General features: G+C 71.1%; 16 protein-coding genes. 2 read left to right on the top strand and 14 right to left on the bottom strand.

What is annotated here, in order from left to right:
- Positions 1-4: 4 nt before the first annotated feature.
- The 10 genes from OG371_RS18495 to OG371_RS18450 form a co-directional block, all read right to left on the bottom strand.
- Positions 5-2,479, bottom strand: coding sequence for an NADH-quinone oxidoreductase subunit G (locus tag OG371_RS18495; protein ID WP_329070863.1), 2,475 nt, complete (start codon positions 2,477-2,479; stop codon positions 5-7).
- On the bottom strand, positions 2,476-3,765 hold the full coding sequence (gene nuoF, locus OG371_RS18490) for an NADH-quinone oxidoreductase subunit NuoF (RefSeq protein ID WP_329070861.1): 1,290 nt from the start codon (positions 3,763-3,765) through the stop codon (positions 2,476-2,478). The genes OG371_RS18495 and nuoF overlap by 4 nt, the downstream gene beginning before the upstream one ends.
- On the bottom strand, positions 3,765-4,643 hold the full coding sequence (gene nuoE / locus OG371_RS18485; protein WP_329070859.1) for an NADH-quinone oxidoreductase subunit NuoE: 879 nt from the start codon (positions 4,641-4,643) through the stop codon (positions 3,765-3,767). The genes nuoF and nuoE overlap by 1 nt, the downstream gene beginning before the upstream one ends.
- A complete protein-coding gene (locus tag OG371_RS18480; protein WP_329070858.1) occupies positions 4,640-5,980 on the bottom strand; it encodes an NADH-quinone oxidoreductase subunit D in 1,341 nt (446 codons plus the stop codon). Before OG371_RS18480 ends, nuoE begins: the two co-directional genes overlap by 4 nt.
- Positions 5,977-6,747 carry an NADH-quinone oxidoreductase subunit C gene (locus OG371_RS18475; RefSeq protein ID WP_329070856.1) on the bottom strand — a complete coding sequence of 257 codons (771 nt, stop codon included), beginning with the start codon at positions 6,745-6,747 and terminating at the stop codon, positions 5,977-5,979. The genes OG371_RS18480 and OG371_RS18475 overlap by 4 nt, the downstream gene beginning before the upstream one ends.
- A 5-nt stretch (positions 6,748-6,752) precedes the next feature.
- Positions 6,753-7,301, bottom strand: a complete 549-nt coding sequence (locus OG371_RS18470; RefSeq protein WP_091618395.1) for a NuoB/complex I 20 kDa subunit family protein — start codon at positions 7,299-7,301, stop codon at positions 6,753-6,755.
- A gap of 4 nt (positions 7,302-7,305) precedes the next feature.
- Complete coding sequence (locus OG371_RS18465; protein WP_091618603.1) at positions 7,306-7,725, bottom strand: NADH-quinone oxidoreductase subunit A; 420 nt, start codon at positions 7,723-7,725, stop codon at positions 7,306-7,308.
- A 572-nt stretch (positions 7,726-8,297) separates the two neighbouring features.
- The gene (locus OG371_RS18460; RefSeq protein WP_329070853.1) at positions 8,298-9,587 is read right to left on the bottom strand and encodes a geranylgeranyl reductase family protein; all 1,290 of its coding nucleotides are present in this window, start codon (positions 9,585-9,587) and stop codon (positions 8,298-8,300) included.
- Positions 9,584-10,288, bottom strand: a complete 705-nt coding sequence (locus OG371_RS18455; protein WP_329070851.1) for a demethylmenaquinone methyltransferase — start codon at positions 10,286-10,288, stop codon at positions 9,584-9,586. The genes OG371_RS18460 and OG371_RS18455 overlap by 4 nt, the downstream gene beginning before the upstream one ends.
- Before the next feature lie 24 nt (positions 10,289-10,312).
- The gene (locus OG371_RS18450; protein ID WP_329070849.1) at positions 10,313-10,978 is read right to left on the bottom strand and encodes a DUF4386 domain-containing protein; all 666 of its coding nucleotides are present in this window, start codon (positions 10,976-10,978) and stop codon (positions 10,313-10,315) included.
- An 80-nt stretch (positions 10,979-11,058) separates the two neighbouring features.
- On the opposite strand from OG371_RS18450, the gene OG371_RS18445 reads away from it, so the two are divergent.
- A complete protein-coding gene (locus tag OG371_RS18445; RefSeq protein WP_329070847.1) occupies positions 11,059-11,520 on the top strand; it encodes a MarR family winged helix-turn-helix transcriptional regulator in 462 nt (153 codons plus the stop codon).
- Positions 11,521-11,561: 41 nt separating this feature from the next.
- Here the strand turns inward: OG371_RS18445 and OG371_RS18440 are convergent, their stop codons facing one another.
- Together OG371_RS18440 and OG371_RS18435 are read right to left on the bottom strand one after the other, a co-directional pair.
- A complete protein-coding gene (locus OG371_RS18440) occupies positions 11,562-12,665 on the bottom strand; it encodes a glycosyltransferase family 4 protein (RefSeq protein ID WP_329070845.1) in 1,104 nt (367 codons plus the stop codon).
- Positions 12,666-12,668: 3 nt separating this feature from the next.
- Positions 12,669-13,748, bottom strand: a complete 1,080-nt coding sequence (locus OG371_RS18435) for a glycosyltransferase family 4 protein (RefSeq protein WP_329070843.1) — start codon at positions 13,746-13,748, stop codon at positions 12,669-12,671.
- A gap of 215 nt (positions 13,749-13,963) precedes the next feature.
- Between OG371_RS18435 and OG371_RS18430 the strand changes: the two genes are divergently transcribed.
- Complete coding sequence (locus tag OG371_RS18430; RefSeq protein WP_329070841.1) at positions 13,964-14,800, top strand: inositol monophosphatase family protein; 837 nt, start codon at positions 13,964-13,966, stop codon at positions 14,798-14,800.
- 13 nt (positions 14,801-14,813) lie between these two features.
- On the opposite strand, the gene OG371_RS18425 is transcribed toward OG371_RS18430, so the two are convergent.
- Complete coding sequence (locus OG371_RS18425) at positions 14,814-15,296, bottom strand: DUF3592 domain-containing protein (RefSeq protein WP_329070839.1); 483 nt, start codon at positions 15,294-15,296, stop codon at positions 14,814-14,816.
- A gap of 64 nt (positions 15,297-15,360) precedes the next feature.
- Positions 15,361-16,878 carry a M1 family metallopeptidase gene (locus tag OG371_RS18420; protein ID WP_329070837.1) on the bottom strand — a complete coding sequence of 506 codons (1,518 nt, stop codon included), beginning with the start codon at positions 16,876-16,878 and terminating at the stop codon, positions 15,361-15,363.
- Positions 16,879-17,098: the final 220 nt, after the last annotated feature.

The following is a 17,098-nucleotide window of genomic DNA, read 5'->3' as shown; positions in this document are numbered from 1 at the left end:
GGGCTCACTGTTCACCTCCGGAGATCTGCACCAGCGCGCCGTGGCCCGCGCCGAGAGCGGCGCGGACGGCGGAGCCGTCGGAGTTGCCCGGGAGCCAGACGACTCCGTCGGGCAGGTCGGCGACCTCGACCGGCAGCGTGATCGCGCCGCGCTCGGTCGACACGCGGACGGTGCCGCCGAGGCCCTCGGCCGTCTTCGCCGAGAGGCGGGCGACGGGCTCGCGCTGCGTGCCCTTGAGGTGCGGCTCGTCGTCCTGCAGCGAGCCGTTGTCGATCAGCTGCCGCCAGGTGGACAGCAACGCCTGGCCCGCCCCCGGCTCGCTCGCCCTGAAGGCCACCTTGAGGGCATCTGGGTCCCTGAAGGTGGCCTTCAGGGACTCTCCCAGCTTGGCGAAGTCGGCCGCCGCGGCGGCCGGGGTCTGCGTGAACAGGTCCGCGTCCATCTCGACCGCGAGGGTGTCGAGCACCCGGCTGTCGGCCAGTGCGCCGGTGCCTTCGAGCGTGATGTCGAACGGGCGGTGGCGGCCCTCCCAGTTGAGGAAGCTGCCCGCCTTCTCCACCGTCGGCGCGATCGGCAGGACCACGTCGGCCCGCTCGGTCACCTCGCCCGCCCGCAGCTCCAGGCTGACCACGAAGCCGGCGTTGTCCAGCGCGCGCCGGGCCAGGTCCGGGTCGGGCAGGTCGTTCGGGTCGACGCCGCCGACCAGCAGCGCGTCGAGCTGCTGCCCGGACGCGGCCTCGAGGATGCCCGTGGTGTCGCGGCCCGCCTGGGCGGGAAGCGTGACGCCCCAAAGCTTTTCGACCTCGGCGCGGGCGTCGGCATCTTCGGCGGAACGGCCGCCCGGCAGGAGCGTCGGCGCGCAGCCGGCCTCCAGCGCGCCGCGTTCGCCGGCCCGGCGCGGGATCCACGCGAGCCGCGCGCCCGTGCGCTCGGTGAGCCGGCGCAGTGCGGAGAACAGACCCGGGACCTCGGCGGCGCGCTCGCCGACCAGGATCACCGCGCCCTCGGCGCTGAGCGCGGCATCGACGTCGGCCGCGTGCTGCGCGATGCCGTCGACCGCTGCGGCCTCGCCACCCGGCACGCAGGCCAGCAGCTCACCGAAGGTCTTGCGGACCGAGGAGGTCGTCCACTGTCCTAAGTGGAGCACCCGGGTGCGGTTCTTGCGGGCCGCCTTGCGCAGCCGCAGGAACACGATCGGCGCCTCGTCCTCCGGCTCGAAGGCCACGCACAGGACCGTGCGGGCCGTTTCGATCTCGCCGAAGGTGACGCCGTTCTCCGGCGTGGTGCCCAGCACGTTCGAGGTGAGGAACGCCAGCTCCTCGGCCGAGTGCGCGCGGGCGCGGAAGTCGATGTCGTTGGTGCGCAACGCGATCCGCGCGAACTTGGCGTACGCGTACGCGTCCTCGGTGGTCAGCCGGCCGCCGGTGAGCACGCCGGCGCCCTTGCCGTCACGGGCCTTCGCGAGGCCCTCGGCGGCGGTGCGCAGCGCGTCGGTCCAGGAGGCCTCTTCCAGCTCGCCGGCCGCGTTGCGGACCAGCGGGCGGCGGATGCGGTCACCGGCCTGCACGTAGCGGAAGCCGAAGCGGCCCTTGTCGCACAGCCACTCCTCGTTCACCTCCGGGTCGTCGCCGGCCAGCTTGCGCTGCACCTTGCCGCGGCGGAAGTCGGTGCGCTCGGCACAGCCGGACGAGCAGTGCTCGCACACCCCCGGCGCCGACACCAGGTCGAACGGCCGCGACCGGAACCGGTACGCCGCGCTGGTCAGCGCGCCCACCGGGCAGATCTGGATGACGTTGCCGGAGAAGTAACTCTGGAACGGCTGGCCCGAAGTGGTGCGCGAGGCCAGGTCCAGCACGTCCGCGGTCTCGGCGGTGCCGATCTGCTGGTGCGCGCCGCGTTCGAGCAGCTCGATGAACGGGTCGCCGGCGATCTGCGCGGAGAACCGCGTGCAGCGCTGGCAGAGCACGCAGCGCTCCCGGTCCAGCAGCACCTGCGAGGAGATCGGCAGCGGCTTCGGGAACGTGCGCTTGGTGTCGACGAACCGCGATTCCGTGCGGCCGTGGGCCAGAGCCTGGTTCTGCAGCGGGCACTCGCCGCCCTTGTCGCAGATCGGGCAGTCCAGCGGGTGGTTGATGAGCAGCAGCTCCATCACGCCGTGCTGGGCCTTGTCCGCGACGGCCGAGGTCAGCTGGGTCTTGACCACCATGCCGTCGGCGACCGTCATGGTGCAGGAGGCCTGCGGCTTCGGCATCGGCCGGCCGCCCATCTCCACCTCGACCAGGCACTGGCGGCAGGCGCCGGCCGGGTCGAGCAGCGGGTGGTCGCAGAACCGCGGGATGACCGTGCCGAGCCGCTCGGCGGTGCGGATCAGCAGCTCGCCCTTGGGCGCGATGACCTCTTCACCGTCGATGATCAGCTTCACGTGACCTTCGGGGACCGGGGTCTCCTGGGTCGCCGGCTTGTCGGGGGCGATCGTCATGCCTGTGCTCCCACCAATTCGGGCTGGGCGGCCTTGTTCTTCTCGCACAGCGCGAGGAACTCCTCGCGGAAGTACTTGATCCCGCTCTGGATCGGCGACACCGCGCCGTCGCCCAGCGCGCAGAACGAACGGCCGAGGATGTTGTCGCAGACGTCCAGCAGGGTGTCGATGTCCTCGGCGGTGCCGTGGCCCTCCACCATGCGCTCCAGGATCTGCGCGAGCCAGTACGTGCCCTCGCGGCACGGCGTGCACTTGCCGCAGGACTCGTGCTCGTAGAACTGGGTCCACTTCATCACGGCCCACGGCACGGAAACGGTCTCGTTGAAGACCTGCACCGCGGTGGTGCCGAGCATCGAGCCGGCCTCGGCCGCGCCCTCGAAGTCGAGCGGAGTGTCGAGGTGCTCGGCGGTGAACATCGGCGTGGACGAGCCGCCCGGGGTCCAGAACTTGAGCGGGATGCCGTCCTTCATGCCGCCCGCCAGCTCCAGCAGCTCGCGCAGCGTGGTGCCGAGCGGGCACTCGTACTGGCCGGGCTTCTCGACGTGGCCGGAGATCGAGTAGATCTTCGGGCCGGGTGACTTCTCGCGGCCCATCTCGCGGAACCAGGCCGAGCCGGCGTTCACGATGAACGGCGCGGAGGCGATCGTCTCGACGTTGTTCACCGTGGTCGGCGCGGCGTACAGGCCCGCGGCGGCCGGGAACGGCGGCTTGAGCCGGGGCTGGCCGCGACGGCCTTCGAGCGAGTCGAGCAGCGCGGTTTCCTCGCCGCAGATGTACGCGCCGGCACCGGCGTGCACGGTCAGCTCGAGGTCGTAGCCGGTGCCGAAGATGTCCTTACCCAGGTACCCGGCCTGGTACGCCTCGCGCGCCGCCGCGTTGAGCCGGCGGATGCAGTGCAGCGCCTCGCCGCGGACGTAGATGAAGCAGTGGTTCGAGCGCATCGCGTACGAGGCGATGATGCAGCCCTCGATCAGCGAGTGCGGGTCCGCCATCATCAGCGGGATGTCCTTGCAGGTGCCCGGCTCGCCCTCGTCGGCGTTGATCACCAGGTAGTGCGGCTTGTCGAAGTTCGGCGGCATGAACGACCACTTGACGCCGGCCGGGAAGCCCGCGCCGCCGCGGCCGCGCAGGCCGGAGTCCTTGACCACCTGGACGAGCTGCTCGGGTGTGCCGGCCAGCGCCTTGCGCGCCGCGGTGTAGCCCTCGAGCCGTTCGTAGGTCTCCAGGCGCCAGGAGTTCGGCGACAGCCAGCGCTTCGTGAGGACCGGAGTAATGGGATCAGGCATTACTTCTTCTCCCCTTCCTTGGCGGGCAGAACCGGCAGCGGGACGTCCTGGGTGGCCGGCGCGGTCCAGCCGCGCTCGTTCGCGATCTGCGCGCCGCGCAGCGTTTCCACGGCCTGCGAAGGCCCGTCGACGTCACCGCGGTAGATGGCCTCGTCCTCCGGGAAGAACCCGGCGAGCTGGAGCTCCGCGCCCTTGAAGTCCGTGAGCGGGGCGCCGCGCGTCGGGGCCGGCTTCTTGCCTGCCTGCAACGCATCCACCAGCGCGACGGCCTTTTCCGGCGTCTGGTTGTCGAAGTACTCGTAGTTGACCTGCAGCACCGGGGCCAGGTCGCAGGCCGCGAGGCACTCGGCGTGCTCCAGCGTGATCGAGCCCGGCTCGCCCGGCGTGCCCGCCGTCTCCTCCTGGCCCAGCGGCGCGTCCTCGGAACCGAGGTGCGTCTGGAGCTTCTTGTAGATCGCCTCGCCGCCCATCGCCGCGCACAGCGTATTGGTGCAGACGCTCACCAGGTGCTCGCCGCACGGGCGGCGCTTGTACATGGTGTAGAACGTCGCGACCGCGCTGACCTCGGCGTCGGACAGGTCCAGCTGCGCGGCGCAGAAGGCGATGCCCTCTTGGCTGACGTACCCCTGCACGGACTGCACCAGGTGCAGCAGCGGCAGCAGCGCCGAGCGCGACATCGGGTAGCGGGCGATCAGGTCCTTCGCCTTGGCGTGCACGTCCTCGCCGAAGATGTCCTCGGCCGGGTGATCCGCCAGGATGCCTTCGGCCACAGCGGGATCCGGCGCGATCGCGACCACGTCGGTGTCGCCGCCCGAGGCGGCGTACGTCGCCTTCGCGTCGTGCGGCCCCGGCTCGGGCATCGCAGTCGAACTCGTCATCGGTCCACTCCCCCCATCACCGGGTCGATCGACGCGACCGCGGCGATCACGTCGGCCACCAGCCCGCCCTCGGCCATCGCGGGCATCGACTGCAGGTTCACGAAACTCGGCTCCCGCACGTGCACGCGCAGCGGCCGGGTGCCCCCGTCGGACACCAGGTGCGCGGCCAGTTCCCCGCGCGGCGACTCCACCGGCGAGTAGACCTGGCCGGCCGGCACGTGGAAGCCCTCGGTGACGAGCTTGAAGTGGTGGATCAGCGATTCCATCGACTGGCCCATGATCTTCTTGACGTGCTCGAGCGAGTTGCCCATGCCGTCGCTGCCGATCGACAGCTGCGCCGGCCACGCGACCTTCTTGTCCTCGACCATGACCGGGCCCGGCTCGAGCTTCTTGAGCACCTGCTTGATGATCCGCAGGCTCTGGTGCATCTCCTCGACCCGGATCAGGTACCGGGCCCAGCAGTCCGCGTCGTTGGACGTCGGGATGTCGAAGTCGAACTCGTCGTAGCGCGAGTACGGCTCGGTCTTGCGCAGGTCCCACGGCAGCCCGGCCGAGCGCAGGATCGGGCCGGTGACGCCGAGCGCGAGGCACGCGTCGACCGGCAGGTAGCCCACGCCCTTGAGCCGGTTGCGCCAGATCGGCTGACCGGTGAACAGCTTGTCGTACAAGGGAAGGCGCTTGTCCATCACCTTGCAGAACTCGGTGACCTTCTCCTCGAAGTCCGCCGGCATGTCCTGCGCGAGCCCGCCCGGGCGGATGAACGCGTGGTTCATCCGCAGGCCGGTCAGGTGCTCCAGCAGGTGCAGCACCTCTTCGCGCTCGCGGAAGCCGAGCGTCATCGCGGTGGTGGCGCCGAGCTCCATGCCGCCGGTCGCGATGTAGACCAGGTGCGAGCCGATCCGGTTGATCTCCAGCAGCATCACGCGAAGCAGCTCCGCGCGCGGCGGGGCCTTGATGCCCAGCAGCTTCTCCACGCCGAGGCAGTACGCCATCTCCGTGGACAGCGGCGCCAGGTAGTCCATCCGCGTGACGAACGTGACGCCCTGGGTCCAGGTCCGGTATTCGCAGTTCTTCTCGATGCCGGTGTGCAGGTAGCCGATCACCGAACGCAGCTGCGTGACGGTCTCGCCCTCCATCTCCAGCACGAGCCGGAGCACGCCGTGCGTCGACGGGTGCTGCGGGCCCATGTTGATGACCATGCGCTCGTCGTGCTGCGCGTCGGCGACGACGTCGTCCCAGTCACCGCCGGAAACGGTGTAGACGCGACCTTCGGTGGTGTCGCGGCTGTCCGCCTCGGGGACCGCGGCGTCGGTCTCGGTGGTGTCTTCGATGCTCACGAGTACGACCTCCGCTGGTCCGGCGGCGGAATCTCCGCGCCCTTGTATTCGACCGGGATCCCGCCGAGCGGGTAGTCCTTGCGCTGGGGGTGGCCGTCCCAGTCGTCCGGCATGAGGATCCGGGTCAGCGCCGGGTGGCCGTCGTAGACGATGCCGAACATGTCCCAGGTCTCGCGCTCCTGCCAGTCCGCCGTCGGGTACAGCCCGACCAGCGACGGCACGTGCGCGTCCTCGACGTCGAGGGTGACCTCGAGCCGGATCCGGCGCCGGTAGGTCATCGAGGTGAAGTGGTAGACCGAGTGCAGCCGCTGCGGCACGTCCACGCCGTAGTCCACTCCGGACACCGAGCTGAGCAGCTCGAAGCGCAGGCCCGGATCGTCGCGCAGGGTGCGGGCGATGGCCACCAGGTGCTCGCGCTCGACGTAGAAGGTGATCTCGTCGCGGTGCACCGTGGTCTGCAGGATCGCGCTCGCCGGAACGTTGTTGTCCGCCAGCGCGGCGAGGAACTCGTCGGCGAACTCGTCGAACCAGCCGCCGTACGGGCGCTCGGCCGGGGCCGGGCTGTACGCGGGCAGGCGCACGCCGCCGTAGCCGGAGGTGTCACCACTGCCGGTGACGCCGAACATGCCCTGGCGGGCGCGGCCGGAGACGACGGGCTCGGCGGGGGCGGCCGGGTTGGCGCCCTGGGGCTCGAGGCCGCCTTCCGGGCGCTCGGCGCTGGACTGCTCGCCGCCGGTTTCCGGTCCGGTCTCTGGGGTTTCGGGCACGTCGCTCACTTCTTCGCGTACTTGATCGACGACGGGATCAGCTCGGTGCGCGCCCCGCTGGCGGCGCGGATCGCGGCGCGGCGGGCGTTCAGCGGCTCGTCCTGGATCTTGGCGTGCAGCTTGAGGATCGCGTCGAGCAGCATCTCGGGCCGGGGCGGGCAGCCGGGCAGGTACATGTCGACCGGCACGACGTGGTCGACACCCTGCACCACCGCGTAGTTGTTGAACATGCCGCCCGAGGAGGCGCAGACGCCCATCGCGAGCACCCAGCGCGGCTCGGCCATCTGGTCGTAGATCTGGCGCAGCACCGGGGCCATCTTCTGGGTCACCCGGCCGGCGACGATCATCAGGTCGGCCTGGCGCGGGGTGGCGCTGAACCGCTCCATGCCGAACCGGGCGATGTCGTAGCGGGAGCCGCCGACCGTCATCATCTCGATCGCGCAGCAGGCGAGGCCGAACGTGGCGGGCCAGAGCGAGTTCTTGCGCGCCCAGTTGACCAGGCCCTCGAGGCTGGCCAGCAGGATGCCGTTGGGGAGTTTCTCTTCGAGGCCCATGGCTTCAGTTCCAATCCAGGCCGCCGCGCCGCCACACGTAGGCGTACGCGAACCCGACCGTAACGATGAACAGCACGATCTCCACCAGGCCGAACACACCGAGCGCGTTCGCGTTCACCGCGAACGGGTAGAGGAACACCATCTCGATGTCGAACAGGATGAAGAGCATCGCCGTGATGTAGTACGCCACCGGCATCCGCCCGCCGCCGACGACCGGCTGGGGCGAGGGCTCGATCCCGCACTCGTAGGCCGAGGTCTTGGCCTTGTTGTACCGGCTCGGGCCGACCATCGGGCCCAGCAGCACGGACAGCAGCGCGAACGCCGCCGCGAGAACGAACAACAGGACGAGCGGCAGGTACACCTTCAGGCCAGGCGCGGCCGCAGCCGCTCCTGCGGTTTCCGCCTGCGCCAGCACGGGCAACATCAGCACGGGGTTTTCGCCATCCTTTCCGCGCCGCTGCGGGGTTCTTCTACGGGTGGTGGTCCGCTTCCTCGACGGCACCCTAAGGGAGCTGGGTCACACCGCCGAGGGTCAGGGCACCCTTACGGCCCGTGGCCGGACCGGGGGCTGCTTGTGAAATAGTTCACAAGCCACTCGTCGTGGATGTGAAGCGGTTCACAAGCATGGGGGGAGTGTAGGACGCGACTCACACGGTTGTCCCTAGGGGCCGTGGTATAAGGCTTACCTAACTTGACCAGGCGGCCAATCCGGGACTCGCCCGGGCGCACTCTCGGGACCAGCGGGAAGAGGCCTCGCGAGCACTCGCATATGGTGCTTACCGGACCTGATCTTGTGACGTATCCCACCTGACCGGCCGGGCAACCACTGCTCCGGCCGGGTCACTCCGCCCCAATGTGGCGTTGGTTGCTCCAGCCCTGCCCCACCACCACCCTCAACGGAGGCGCTCCGCGCCCAGCCCCGATTCCACGCACCCAATGTGGCGTTCGGTGCGCTCAACGCACCGAACGCCACATTGGGGCGCTTCAGACGGCGGGTCAGCGGGGACTGGGCGTGGCGCGCGCGAGAGCGGCGATCAGACGGTCGACGCCGTCGCCGCCCTTGGCGTCATAGCAGCCGGAAAGTCCCTTGTACACCAACGGAAGGATCTTGTTGATCCGCAGGCCGTACTTGGTCGCGGCGTGCATGATCTTGGGCTTGCCGATCAGCTTCGCGAACACGTTGCCGAGCCGGTAGTAGCCGCCCATCAGCTCGCCGACAGCGCGCGGGTAGCCCTCCAACGCGCGCTCGCGCGAAGGCCCTTCGGCGCGGGCCAGCGCCTGCACCACGAACTCCGAAGCGAGCTGCGCCGATTCCATCGCCGCGGAGATGCCCTCGCCGTTGAACGGGCTCACCATGCCGCCGGCGTCGCCGAGCAGCAGCAGGCCGTCGCGGTAGTGCGGGGTGCGGTTGAAGCCCATCGGCAGCCCGGCGCCGCCGACCTTGCCGATCGCGTTCTCCTCGCGGTAGCCCCATTCCTCGGGCGTGCCGTCGAGCCACTGCCGCAGCAGCGCGCGGTAGTCGGTGTTGCGGAACGAGGCGGACGTCGACAGCATGCCGAGCCCGACGTTGACCGTGCCGTCGCCGAGCGGGAACGCCCAGCCGTAACCGGGCAGCAGCTTCGGGTCGCGCGGGTCCGAGCGGTCCCACAGCTCGAGGTGGCCCTCGATGAACGGGTCGTCGTGGCGCGGGCTCTTGTAGTACCGGCGCACGGCGACGCCCATCGGGCGCTTCTCGTTCTTGTCGATGCCGACGCTCAGCGCGAGCCGCGCGGAGACGCCGTCGCAGGCCAGCACCAGCGGCGCCCGGTAGCTGACCGGCGTCTTCTCGGGGCCCACCTTCGCCTCGACGCCCACAACGCGCCCGGAGGAGTTGGTGATCGCGCCGGTGACGCTGGTGCGCTCGTACAGTCGCGCGCCGGCCTTCACCGCGGTCTTCGCGAGCAGGTCGTCGAAGTCCTGGCGGGTGCGGGCGACGCCGTACGGCGGGTAGCTGGTGAGGTCCGGCCAGTCGAGTTCCAGCGTCAGGTCGCCGGTGAGGATGCGCAGGCCGCGGCTGTGCACCCAGCCCGCGTCCTCGCTGGTGTCGATGCCCAAGTCGATCAGCTGCTTGACCCCGCGCGGGGTCAGCCCGTCGCCGCAGACCTTCTCCCGCGGGAACTCGGTCTTCTCCAGCAGCAGCACGTCGACGCCCGCGCGCGCGAGGTAGGTGGCCGCGGTGGATCCGGCCGGTCCGGCGCCGACCACGATCACTTCGGCATCGTGGTCCGGGTTACGACGAGGGCTCATACCGCCGAGTTTAGAGAAGGCTTCTTCGCCCGATGAATGGCGACGACGCCGAACGTGAGGTTCAGCCACTCCACCTCGGTCCAGCCGGCGCTCGCGATGATCTCCCCCAGCGCCCGCTGGTCCGGCCAGGCCAGCATGGATTCGGCCAGGTAGGAGTAGGCCTCGGGGTTCGTCGAGGACCGGCTGCCGACCCAGGTGAGCAGCTTGAGCACGAACCGGCGGTAGAAGAACCGGATCGGCGCGAATGTGGGCGTCGACACCTCGCAGATCACCAGCCGCCCGCCCGGCTTGACCACGCGGGCGATCTCGACCAGCGCCGCCTTGGTGTCCACGAAGTTGCGCAGCGCCAGCGAAATCGTGACCGCGTCGAAGGAATCGTCGGCGAACGGCAGGTGCAGCGCGTCGGCCGCGACCATCGGGACCTTGCGGTGCAGGCCCGCCCGCAGCATGCCGACGGAGAAGTCCGCGGCCAGGCACCAGGCGCCGCCGCGGGCGTACTCCACGGTGGAGACGCCGGTGCCGGCGGCGAGGTCGAGCACCTTCTCCCCGTGCTTGGCGTCCAGCACCCGCGCGGTGGTGGTGCGCCAGCGCCGGTCGAAGCCGAACGTCATGAACGAGTTGGCCCGGTCGTAGCCGGACGCGACGCCGTCGAACATCGCGGCGACCTCGTGCGGATCCTTGTCCAAGCTGGCGCGTGGCATGTCCTGAACTCTAGACACCGTCGTTCAGCGGACCTGGTGCCGGTTCTGCGGAAGCAGGACGCTGACCAGCACCAGCCAGATCAGGCCGCCGAACCGGCCGACCGGGATCAGCGGGTTCAGCGCCGGGGTCAGCAGCGTGAAGGTCGCCAGCACCGCGGCGGCCGCAATGACCAGCCCCGCGATCGACACCCAGCGTGGCAGCAGGCCGAGGAACAGGGCGGGCACGGCGATCCCGGCGATCAGCAGCGCGAGCGGGACGACAAAACCGGCAGCGCCGGTGGCGAACGCGAGGCTGGTCAGCGCGCGGGACAGGGCGGGCACCGCCGGGTCCGCCGTCTGCGCCGCCGTCCACGTGACGAGCCCGCTGAGCGCGAGCGAGGCCGACGCCAGCACGCCCCCGGTCAGCCCGATCACCGCTCCCGGCGCGGTGACGCCGAGCCTGCGCAGCCGCCGGTAGACCGTCGCGGACCAGATGGCCAGCGGGATCGACGCGCCGAACACCACGAGCGCCAGGAGGTTCAGCAGGCCCTGGTGCCCGAGGTCGTACGCGACCACGTCGGCCGGGCTGGAGTCCGGCCGGGTCCCGGCCGCGCCGAGGGCGCCCGACGCGATGGTCAGCACCCCGAACGCCAGCGCGGGAACGAGCAGCGGCGGTCCGCCCTGCTGTCGGGTCTGCGTGGTGGTTGTCATGAGAACCTCCTGGTCAATTAGTTTCACTACTAGAACGATTACACTGGTGTAATCGATTGTCAAGAGATATGGTTTCGGCCATGGAAGGGACTCCTCGCACCGGCAGCGCGTTCCTGCTGGCCCAGCTCGGCGCGCACGCCGCCCGGCGGTTCACCGAGCGCATCGCGGAGCTGGACCTGACGCCGCCGCAGACCGGACTGCTCCGGGTCATCGCGCGGCGGCCCGGCGAGAGCCAGCAGACGCTGGCCGCCGAGCTGGGCACGCCGCCGACCCGGCTGGTCGCGCTGGTCGACGGGCTCGAGCAACGCGGCCTGATCGAGCGCCGCCGCAACCCGCAGGACCGGCGCCTCTACGCGGTTTTCCTCAGTGACGCCGGGAAAAAGGCGATGCGCTCGCTGGCCGAGGTGGGGATGGCGCACGAGGACGACCTCACGTCAGCCCTGTCCGCCGAGGAGCGCGCGACGCTGTTCGACCTGCTCAGCCGGGTCGCCGAGAAGCAGGGCCTGGCGCCGGGAGTCCATCCCGGCTACCGCGACTCGTGAGTGTTCATGACGGTTAGAACCGGCATAGGCACTCACGAGCCTTAACCGTGGGCCGCCAACATCCCCCGCACCGACTCCGGCCACGCGAACTCCTCCGCCCGAGCCCGGGCCGCCGCCCGCCGTTGATCCTCCGGACTGTCCAGCAGCCCAGTCACCGCCGTAGCGAAAGCAGGCGCGAAGTCGTCGACCGCGGCGCCGCAGCCCGGGCCGACGATCTCGCGCAGCGCCGAAGACGCCGAGACCACCACGGGCGTCCCCGACGCCAGTGCCTCCAGCGCGGCCAGCCCGAACGTCTCGTGCGGCCCCGGCGCCAGCGAAACGTCCGCGCTGGCCAGCAGCCGCGCAACCTCCGCGCGGCCGGACAGGAAACCCAGGAACGTCACGGGCAGCCCGCGCGCCCGGCGTTCCAGCGCGCGCCGCCGCGGGCCGTCGCCGGCGATCACCAGCCGGACCCGGAAGCCCGATTCGGTCAGCTCCGCGACGGTGTCGACGCTGCGCTCCACGTGTTTCTCCGGCGACAGCCGTCCACAGTGGACCAGCAACGCGTCGGCCGCGCCGGTCAGGGTGTGCCGCCAGCCGTCGTCCCGCATGGACGGCGCGAAGGTGGCCAGGTCGACGCCCAGCGGCACCCGCCGGACGTTCGGCACGGCGATCCGGTCGAACTCCGCGCGGGCGAACGCGGTGGTGCAGACGACCGTGTCGTAGCTGGCCGCCATCCGGCGGTTGGCGGCGTCCGCGACCGCGCGCGCCATCGATTCCGGCAGCAGGAACTGCTCCAGCAGCCGGTCGAGCCGCTCGTGCGAGATGACCGTGCTGGGCACGCCGTGGCGGCGCGCCCAGGTGCCCATCCCGCGCAGCGTCAGCCGGTCCGAGACCTCCAGCCGGTCCGGCTCCAGCCGGCGCAGCTCGGCCCGGACCCGGTGCGGGTCGACCGCCCGGTAGCCGCCGGTGCCGGGGATGCGCGGCGCGGGCAGCGAATACCGGCACACCCCCGTGGGCAGGCTCTCGACGGAGTAGCGCGTGCCCGGCACGACCAGCGTGACCCGGTGCCCGCTGGCGACGTACCCCGCGCCGAGGTGGTGCAGCGCCGTGCGCAGCCCGCCGGAGCGCGGTCCGTAGAAGTTGGCCAGCTGGACGATGTGCACGGCTCAGGCCGCACGGGCGACTTGGCCCCGCACCTGTTCGTAGTGCCCGACGAGCTCGTGGCAGACCGCGGGCCAGGTGCGGCCCAGCACCACTTTCCGGGCCTTCTCCCCCAGCCGCGCCCGCAGCGCCGGGTCGCGCAGGGCGTCCACCTTTTCGATCAGCGCGGGACCGAAGCCGGCGCGGTCGGCCGGCAGCAGGTACCCCGTGCGGCCGGGCAGCACCAGGTCCTTCGGGCCGCCCGCGGCGGGCGCGAGCACCGGCAGGCCGGACGCCATGGCCTCCTGCACCGCCTGGCAGAACGTCTCGTGCGGTCCGGTGTGGACGAACACGTCCAGGCTGGCGTACGCGGCCGAGAGGTCGTCGCCGTACTTCGCGCCGAGGAAGGCCGCGCGCGGCAGGCGCTCGCGCAGCGCGGGCAGCTCCGGGCCGTCGCCGACCACGACCAGCCGCACGCCCGGCAGGTCGCCCAGCGCGATCAGCCGGTCGACCTCCTTCTCCGGCGCGAGCCGGCCGACGAAACCGACCAGCAACTCGCCGTTCGGGGCCAGCTCGGCGCGCAGCGCGGGGTCGGCGTGCGACGGCGAGAACCGGTCGATGTCCACGCCGCGGGCCCAGCGGTGCACCCGCGGCACGCCGTGCAGCTCCAGCTGTTCCACCGCGTCGGACGACGGCGCGAGCGTCCGGTCTGCCCGCGAGTGCACGCGCCGGACCCAGCGCCAGGCCGCGCGGGCACCGATGCCGAAGCCGTACGCGGCGGCGAACCCGGCGATGTCGGTCTGGTAGACGGCGACCGTGGGCACGCGCAGCCGTCTGGCCGCGGCCAGCCCGCGCGCGCCGACCACGAACGGCGACGCCAGGTGCACCACGTCCGGCGCGAAACCGGCCAGCGCGGTGAGCACCGTCCGCGTCGGCAGGCCGATCGGCAGTGAGTGCACCCCGGGCACGTCGAAGGCGGGAATGCGGACGACGGGGGCGCCGCGGTAGGACTCCGGGCCCGGACCGGGCGCCACCACGAGCACGTCGTGGGCGCGGTCGGCCAGGTGCTCGACGACCCGCAGCACGGAGTTCGTTACGCCGTTCACCTGGGGCAGGAAACTTTCGGTGACTATGGCGACTCGCACCCGGCCACTGTCGCACCGGAGCGCGCGGGCCGGGCCAATCCCGCGTGACACATGAGCCAACGGTGTCCGAACACTCCGAATGCGCCGGGCCGGGCGCCGCGCCGTCGGCAGATCGGACACCACATGTCATCTCAAGGTCGTGTCCCGTAAACCAGCCTCGCCCAGACTAAGCAGGCATGACCCTCTTGTCCTCCAGGCCGTCGAAGCCCGTGGAGCCGGGGCTGCTCTCGAGGGCCCTCGAGGTGGCCGGCCGGCTGGCCAACGACGCGACCGACGTGATCACCGCGACCGCCGGCCGGGGCGCCCACCCCTCGACCCTGGACTCCCCGTTCGACTGGGTCACCGACACCGACCGCATCCTCGAACGGCACACCCGCCGGGTGCTGACCGCCGAGTTCCCCGGGATCCCGGTGGTGGGCCACGAGTTCGGCGCCGACCACGGCGCGGACGTCGCCGAGTACCGCTGGGTCGTCGACTCCGTGGACGGCACCGCCAACTACGTCGCCGGGGTCCCCTGGTGCGCGTACAGCCTCGCGCTGGTCGACGCGTCCGGCCCGGTCGTCGGCGTGGTCGCCGACCCGTACCGCGCGCAGATCTACGCCGCCGCGCGCGGTCGCGGCGCCCGCGCGAACGGCAAGCCGATCAAGCTGGCCGACCGGTGCGTAACGGCGGGCGCGATCGTCTGCACCGAGCTGGCGCGCAAGGGCCCGTGGCCGGGCATGGGCGGGTTCATCGAACGCGCGGCGGCCGCGCACGCGGGTGTGCGGGTGCTGGGCTCGGCCGCGCTGTCGATCGCACAGGTCGCGCTGGGCCACGCGGCCGCGGCGGTGCTGCACAGCTACCACGAGTGGGACGTCGCGGGCTCGGTCGCGCTGGCCATCGAGGCCGGCGCCGTGGTGCTCGACAAACACGGCGAGGACACCGCGCTGCCGGCGGACGGGCTGCTGGTCGCCGCGCCGGGCGTCGCCGACGAGGTGCTCGGCTGGTGGCAGGAGACGGCGACCGTCGCCTGAGAACCGGCCCGGTTCAGGAGGAGACCGGCACCTCGGGGGTGCCGGTGGCCGCGGGCGCCGGGTGGGCGGCGCGGTCGCGCTTGATCAGGCGGCGCAGCCACCACAGCAGCGGGCCCGCGATCAGCCAGGTGAACAGGATGGTCGTGCCCAGCGGCAGCAGGGTCAGCACGGCCGAGCGGCCGGCGACCCGGGCCAGGTCCGGGTCCGTCGCGTCGTACTCGATCTGCACGAGCTGGCCCGCCGACAGCCCGGACGGGTAGAGCACGCCGTTCGCCGGGCTGTGCACGATGCCGTCCGGCGTCCCGTACTGGATGATCGTGCGGTCGAAGGCGACCGACTCGACCGTGGCGTTGGCCGTGCCGAGGTGCGACTGGATCGCGTTGTCGTTGCGGATCGCGGCGAACAGCAGGCTCACGCACATCACGGTGAGCAGTGCGGCGAGGCCGAGGACGGCGAACCACCCGATCCGCCTCGCCCGCTCGTTCCTTGCCGTCACGCTCGGGAGTTTAACTCGTAAGAGTGGCTACGCCGGGGGGAACCGGCGTAGCCACTCCACAGGGTCAGCGTTCGCCGGCCGCGGCCAGCGACTGGTGGTTGGCCCGGATCTGGTCGTACGACTTCGGCTTGGCCTGGGCGATCTTGCTCGTGAAGGCCTTCGCCGCGGTCCCGTTCGGCCCGGTCGCCGGCTTGCCCTTGGTGAACAGCCAGGTCTGGAAGAAGTCCTGCAGCGGCTTGCCCGAGACCTTCTCGGCCAGCGCCTCGAACTCCGGGATCACGCCCGACTTGCCGCCCTTGAGCACCTGCCACTGCTTCAGGGTGGTGAAGAACGCGTCGTCGCCGACCGTCGTGCGCAGGGCCTGCAACGCCATCGCGCCACGGTCGTAAACCGCGCCGTCGAACTGGTTCGCCTCACCCGGGTCGCCCGGCAGGACCTGCCAGAACGGGGAGTCGGCCGGGTAGGAGTCGTACGCGTACTGCGCCAGCTCCGCCGTGGTGCCCTCGCCCTCGTGCTCGGACCAGAGGTACTCGGCGTAGGAGGCGAAGCCCTCGTTCAGCCAGATGTCGCTCCACTTGCCGAGCGAGACGTTGTCGCCGAACCACTGGTGCGCGTTCTCGTGCGCGATCAGCGTGGTGTTGGAGCCGGCCAGGAAGTTCTTCAGGCCGTAGGTGGGCCGCGTCTGGTTCTCCAGCGAGAAGGTGATGCCGCTGGTCACCACGCCGCCCTCGGCCTCGAACGGGAACGGGCCGAACTGCGACGCCAGGAACGCGTCGACCTCCGGCGTGCGCTCGACGCTGGCCTTCGCGGCGTACAGCGAGTCGCCGAGGTCCGAGCCGTACGCGGTGATGAACGGCTTGCCGTCCGGCGTCGTCGACTGGTTCACCTCGTACGGGCCGATCACCAGGGAGGTCAGGTAGGTGGCCTGCGGCTTGGTGCTGCGCCAGTTCCAGCGCGTCCAGCCGGCGCGGCTCTGCCTCTTGCGCACGAGATTCCCGTTCGACACCACGGAGTTGCCGTCCGGCGCCTCGACCGAGACGTCGTAGGTCGCCTTGTCGGTGGGGTGGTCGTTGGACGGGAACCACCACGCGGCGCTCTGCGGCTCGTCGACGCCGAGCGCGCCGAACGAGCCCTTCTTCCACGCGTTGAGGGTGCCGATCTTCGCCGTGGACGGGGTGTCGGAGTAGGCGACGACGACGGTGGTGGTCTGCCCCTTGGCCAGCGGCGCGGCGGGGGTGATCACCAGCTCGCCGTCGCCGTTCTGGTTGGTGAACTGCGCGGGCCGGTTGCCGACCAGCACGCTGGAGGCCTTGAGCGCGAAGTCCAGGTCGAACCGGGAGAGGTCCTGGGTCGCGGTGAGCAGCAGCGTGGTCGTGCCGGACAGCACGTCGGTGGCCGGCTGGTAGCTGAGCCGGATGTCGTAGTGCAGCACGTCGGTGCCGCCGTTGCCGGCGTTCGGGTAGTACGGGTCGCCGACGCCCGGCGCGCCCGGCGCGGGGGCCGCGCCCGCGACGTTCGCCAGCAGCACCGAGGCCACGCCGGCGGCGAGCACACCGAGCCCGGCGCGAGTTCTGGAACGCATGTGATTCCTCCCAAAGGTGATCAGCGCGCTCGAACCTAGCCAGGTCACCGGTGCCCGAGATACAGCCGAAGGAAGGTTCTTACCGGCTGGAACGGCGCCGGTAAGCGGTTGACACGCGGGTCCGGCCGAGCCGATCGCCGCTCGCAGCCGTCGGCTGGTTATCACTAATGAATCACGAATATATTTCTCTTCGATCTACCGACCGAGCACTCGGTCGGTC

Origin of the sequence: Amycolatopsis sp. NBC_01480 (genome assembly GCF_036227205.1) — a bacterium.
In the GTDB taxonomy this organism is placed as follows: Bacteria; Actinomycetota; Actinomycetes; order Mycobacteriales; family Pseudonocardiaceae; genus Amycolatopsis.
This window is presented reverse-complemented; position numbering and strand designations above follow the sequence as displayed.

What these genes read in the sequence shown, in the direction of transcription:
- OG371_RS18495 (WP_329070863.1), bottom strand. Translation starts at nt 2,479, where the DNA reads ATGACGATCGCCCCCGACAAGCCGGCGACCCAGGAGACCCCGGTCCCC.
- nuoF (WP_329070861.1), bottom strand. Translation starts at nt 3,765, where the DNA reads ATGCCTGATCCCATTACTCCGGTCCTCACGAAGCGCTGGCTGTCGCCG.
- nuoE (WP_329070859.1), bottom strand. Translation starts at nt 4,643, where the DNA reads ATGACGAGTTCGACTGCGATGCCCGAGCCGGGGCCGCACGACGCGAAG.
- OG371_RS18470 (WP_091618395.1), bottom strand. Translation starts at nt 7,301, where the DNA reads ATGGGCCTCGAAGAGAAACTCCCCAACGGCATCCTGCTGGCCAGCCTC.
- OG371_RS18465 (WP_091618603.1), bottom strand. Translation starts at nt 7,725, where the DNA reads ATGTTGCCCGTGCTGGCGCAGGCGGAAACCGCAGGAGCGGCTGCGGCC.
- OG371_RS18460 (WP_329070853.1), bottom strand. Translation starts at nt 9,587, where the DNA reads ATGAGCCCTCGTCGTAACCCGGACCACGATGCCGAAGTGATCGTGGTC.
- OG371_RS18455 (WP_329070851.1), bottom strand. Translation starts at nt 10,288, where the DNA reads ATGCCACGCGCCAGCTTGGACAAGGATCCGCACGAGGTCGCCGCGATG.
- OG371_RS18450 (WP_329070849.1), bottom strand. Translation starts at nt 10,978, where the DNA reads ATGACAACCACCACGCAGACCCGACAGCAGGGCGGACCGCCGCTGCTC.
- OG371_RS18445 (WP_329070847.1), top strand. Translation starts at nt 11,059, where the DNA reads ATGGAAGGGACTCCTCGCACCGGCAGCGCGTTCCTGCTGGCCCAGCTC.
- OG371_RS18430 (WP_329070841.1), top strand. Translation starts at nt 13,964, where the DNA reads ATGACCCTCTTGTCCTCCAGGCCGTCGAAGCCCGTGGAGCCGGGGCTG.
- OG371_RS18420 (WP_329070837.1), bottom strand. Translation starts at nt 16,878, where the DNA reads ATGCGTTCCAGAACTCGCGCCGGGCTCGGTGTGCTCGCCGCCGGCGTG.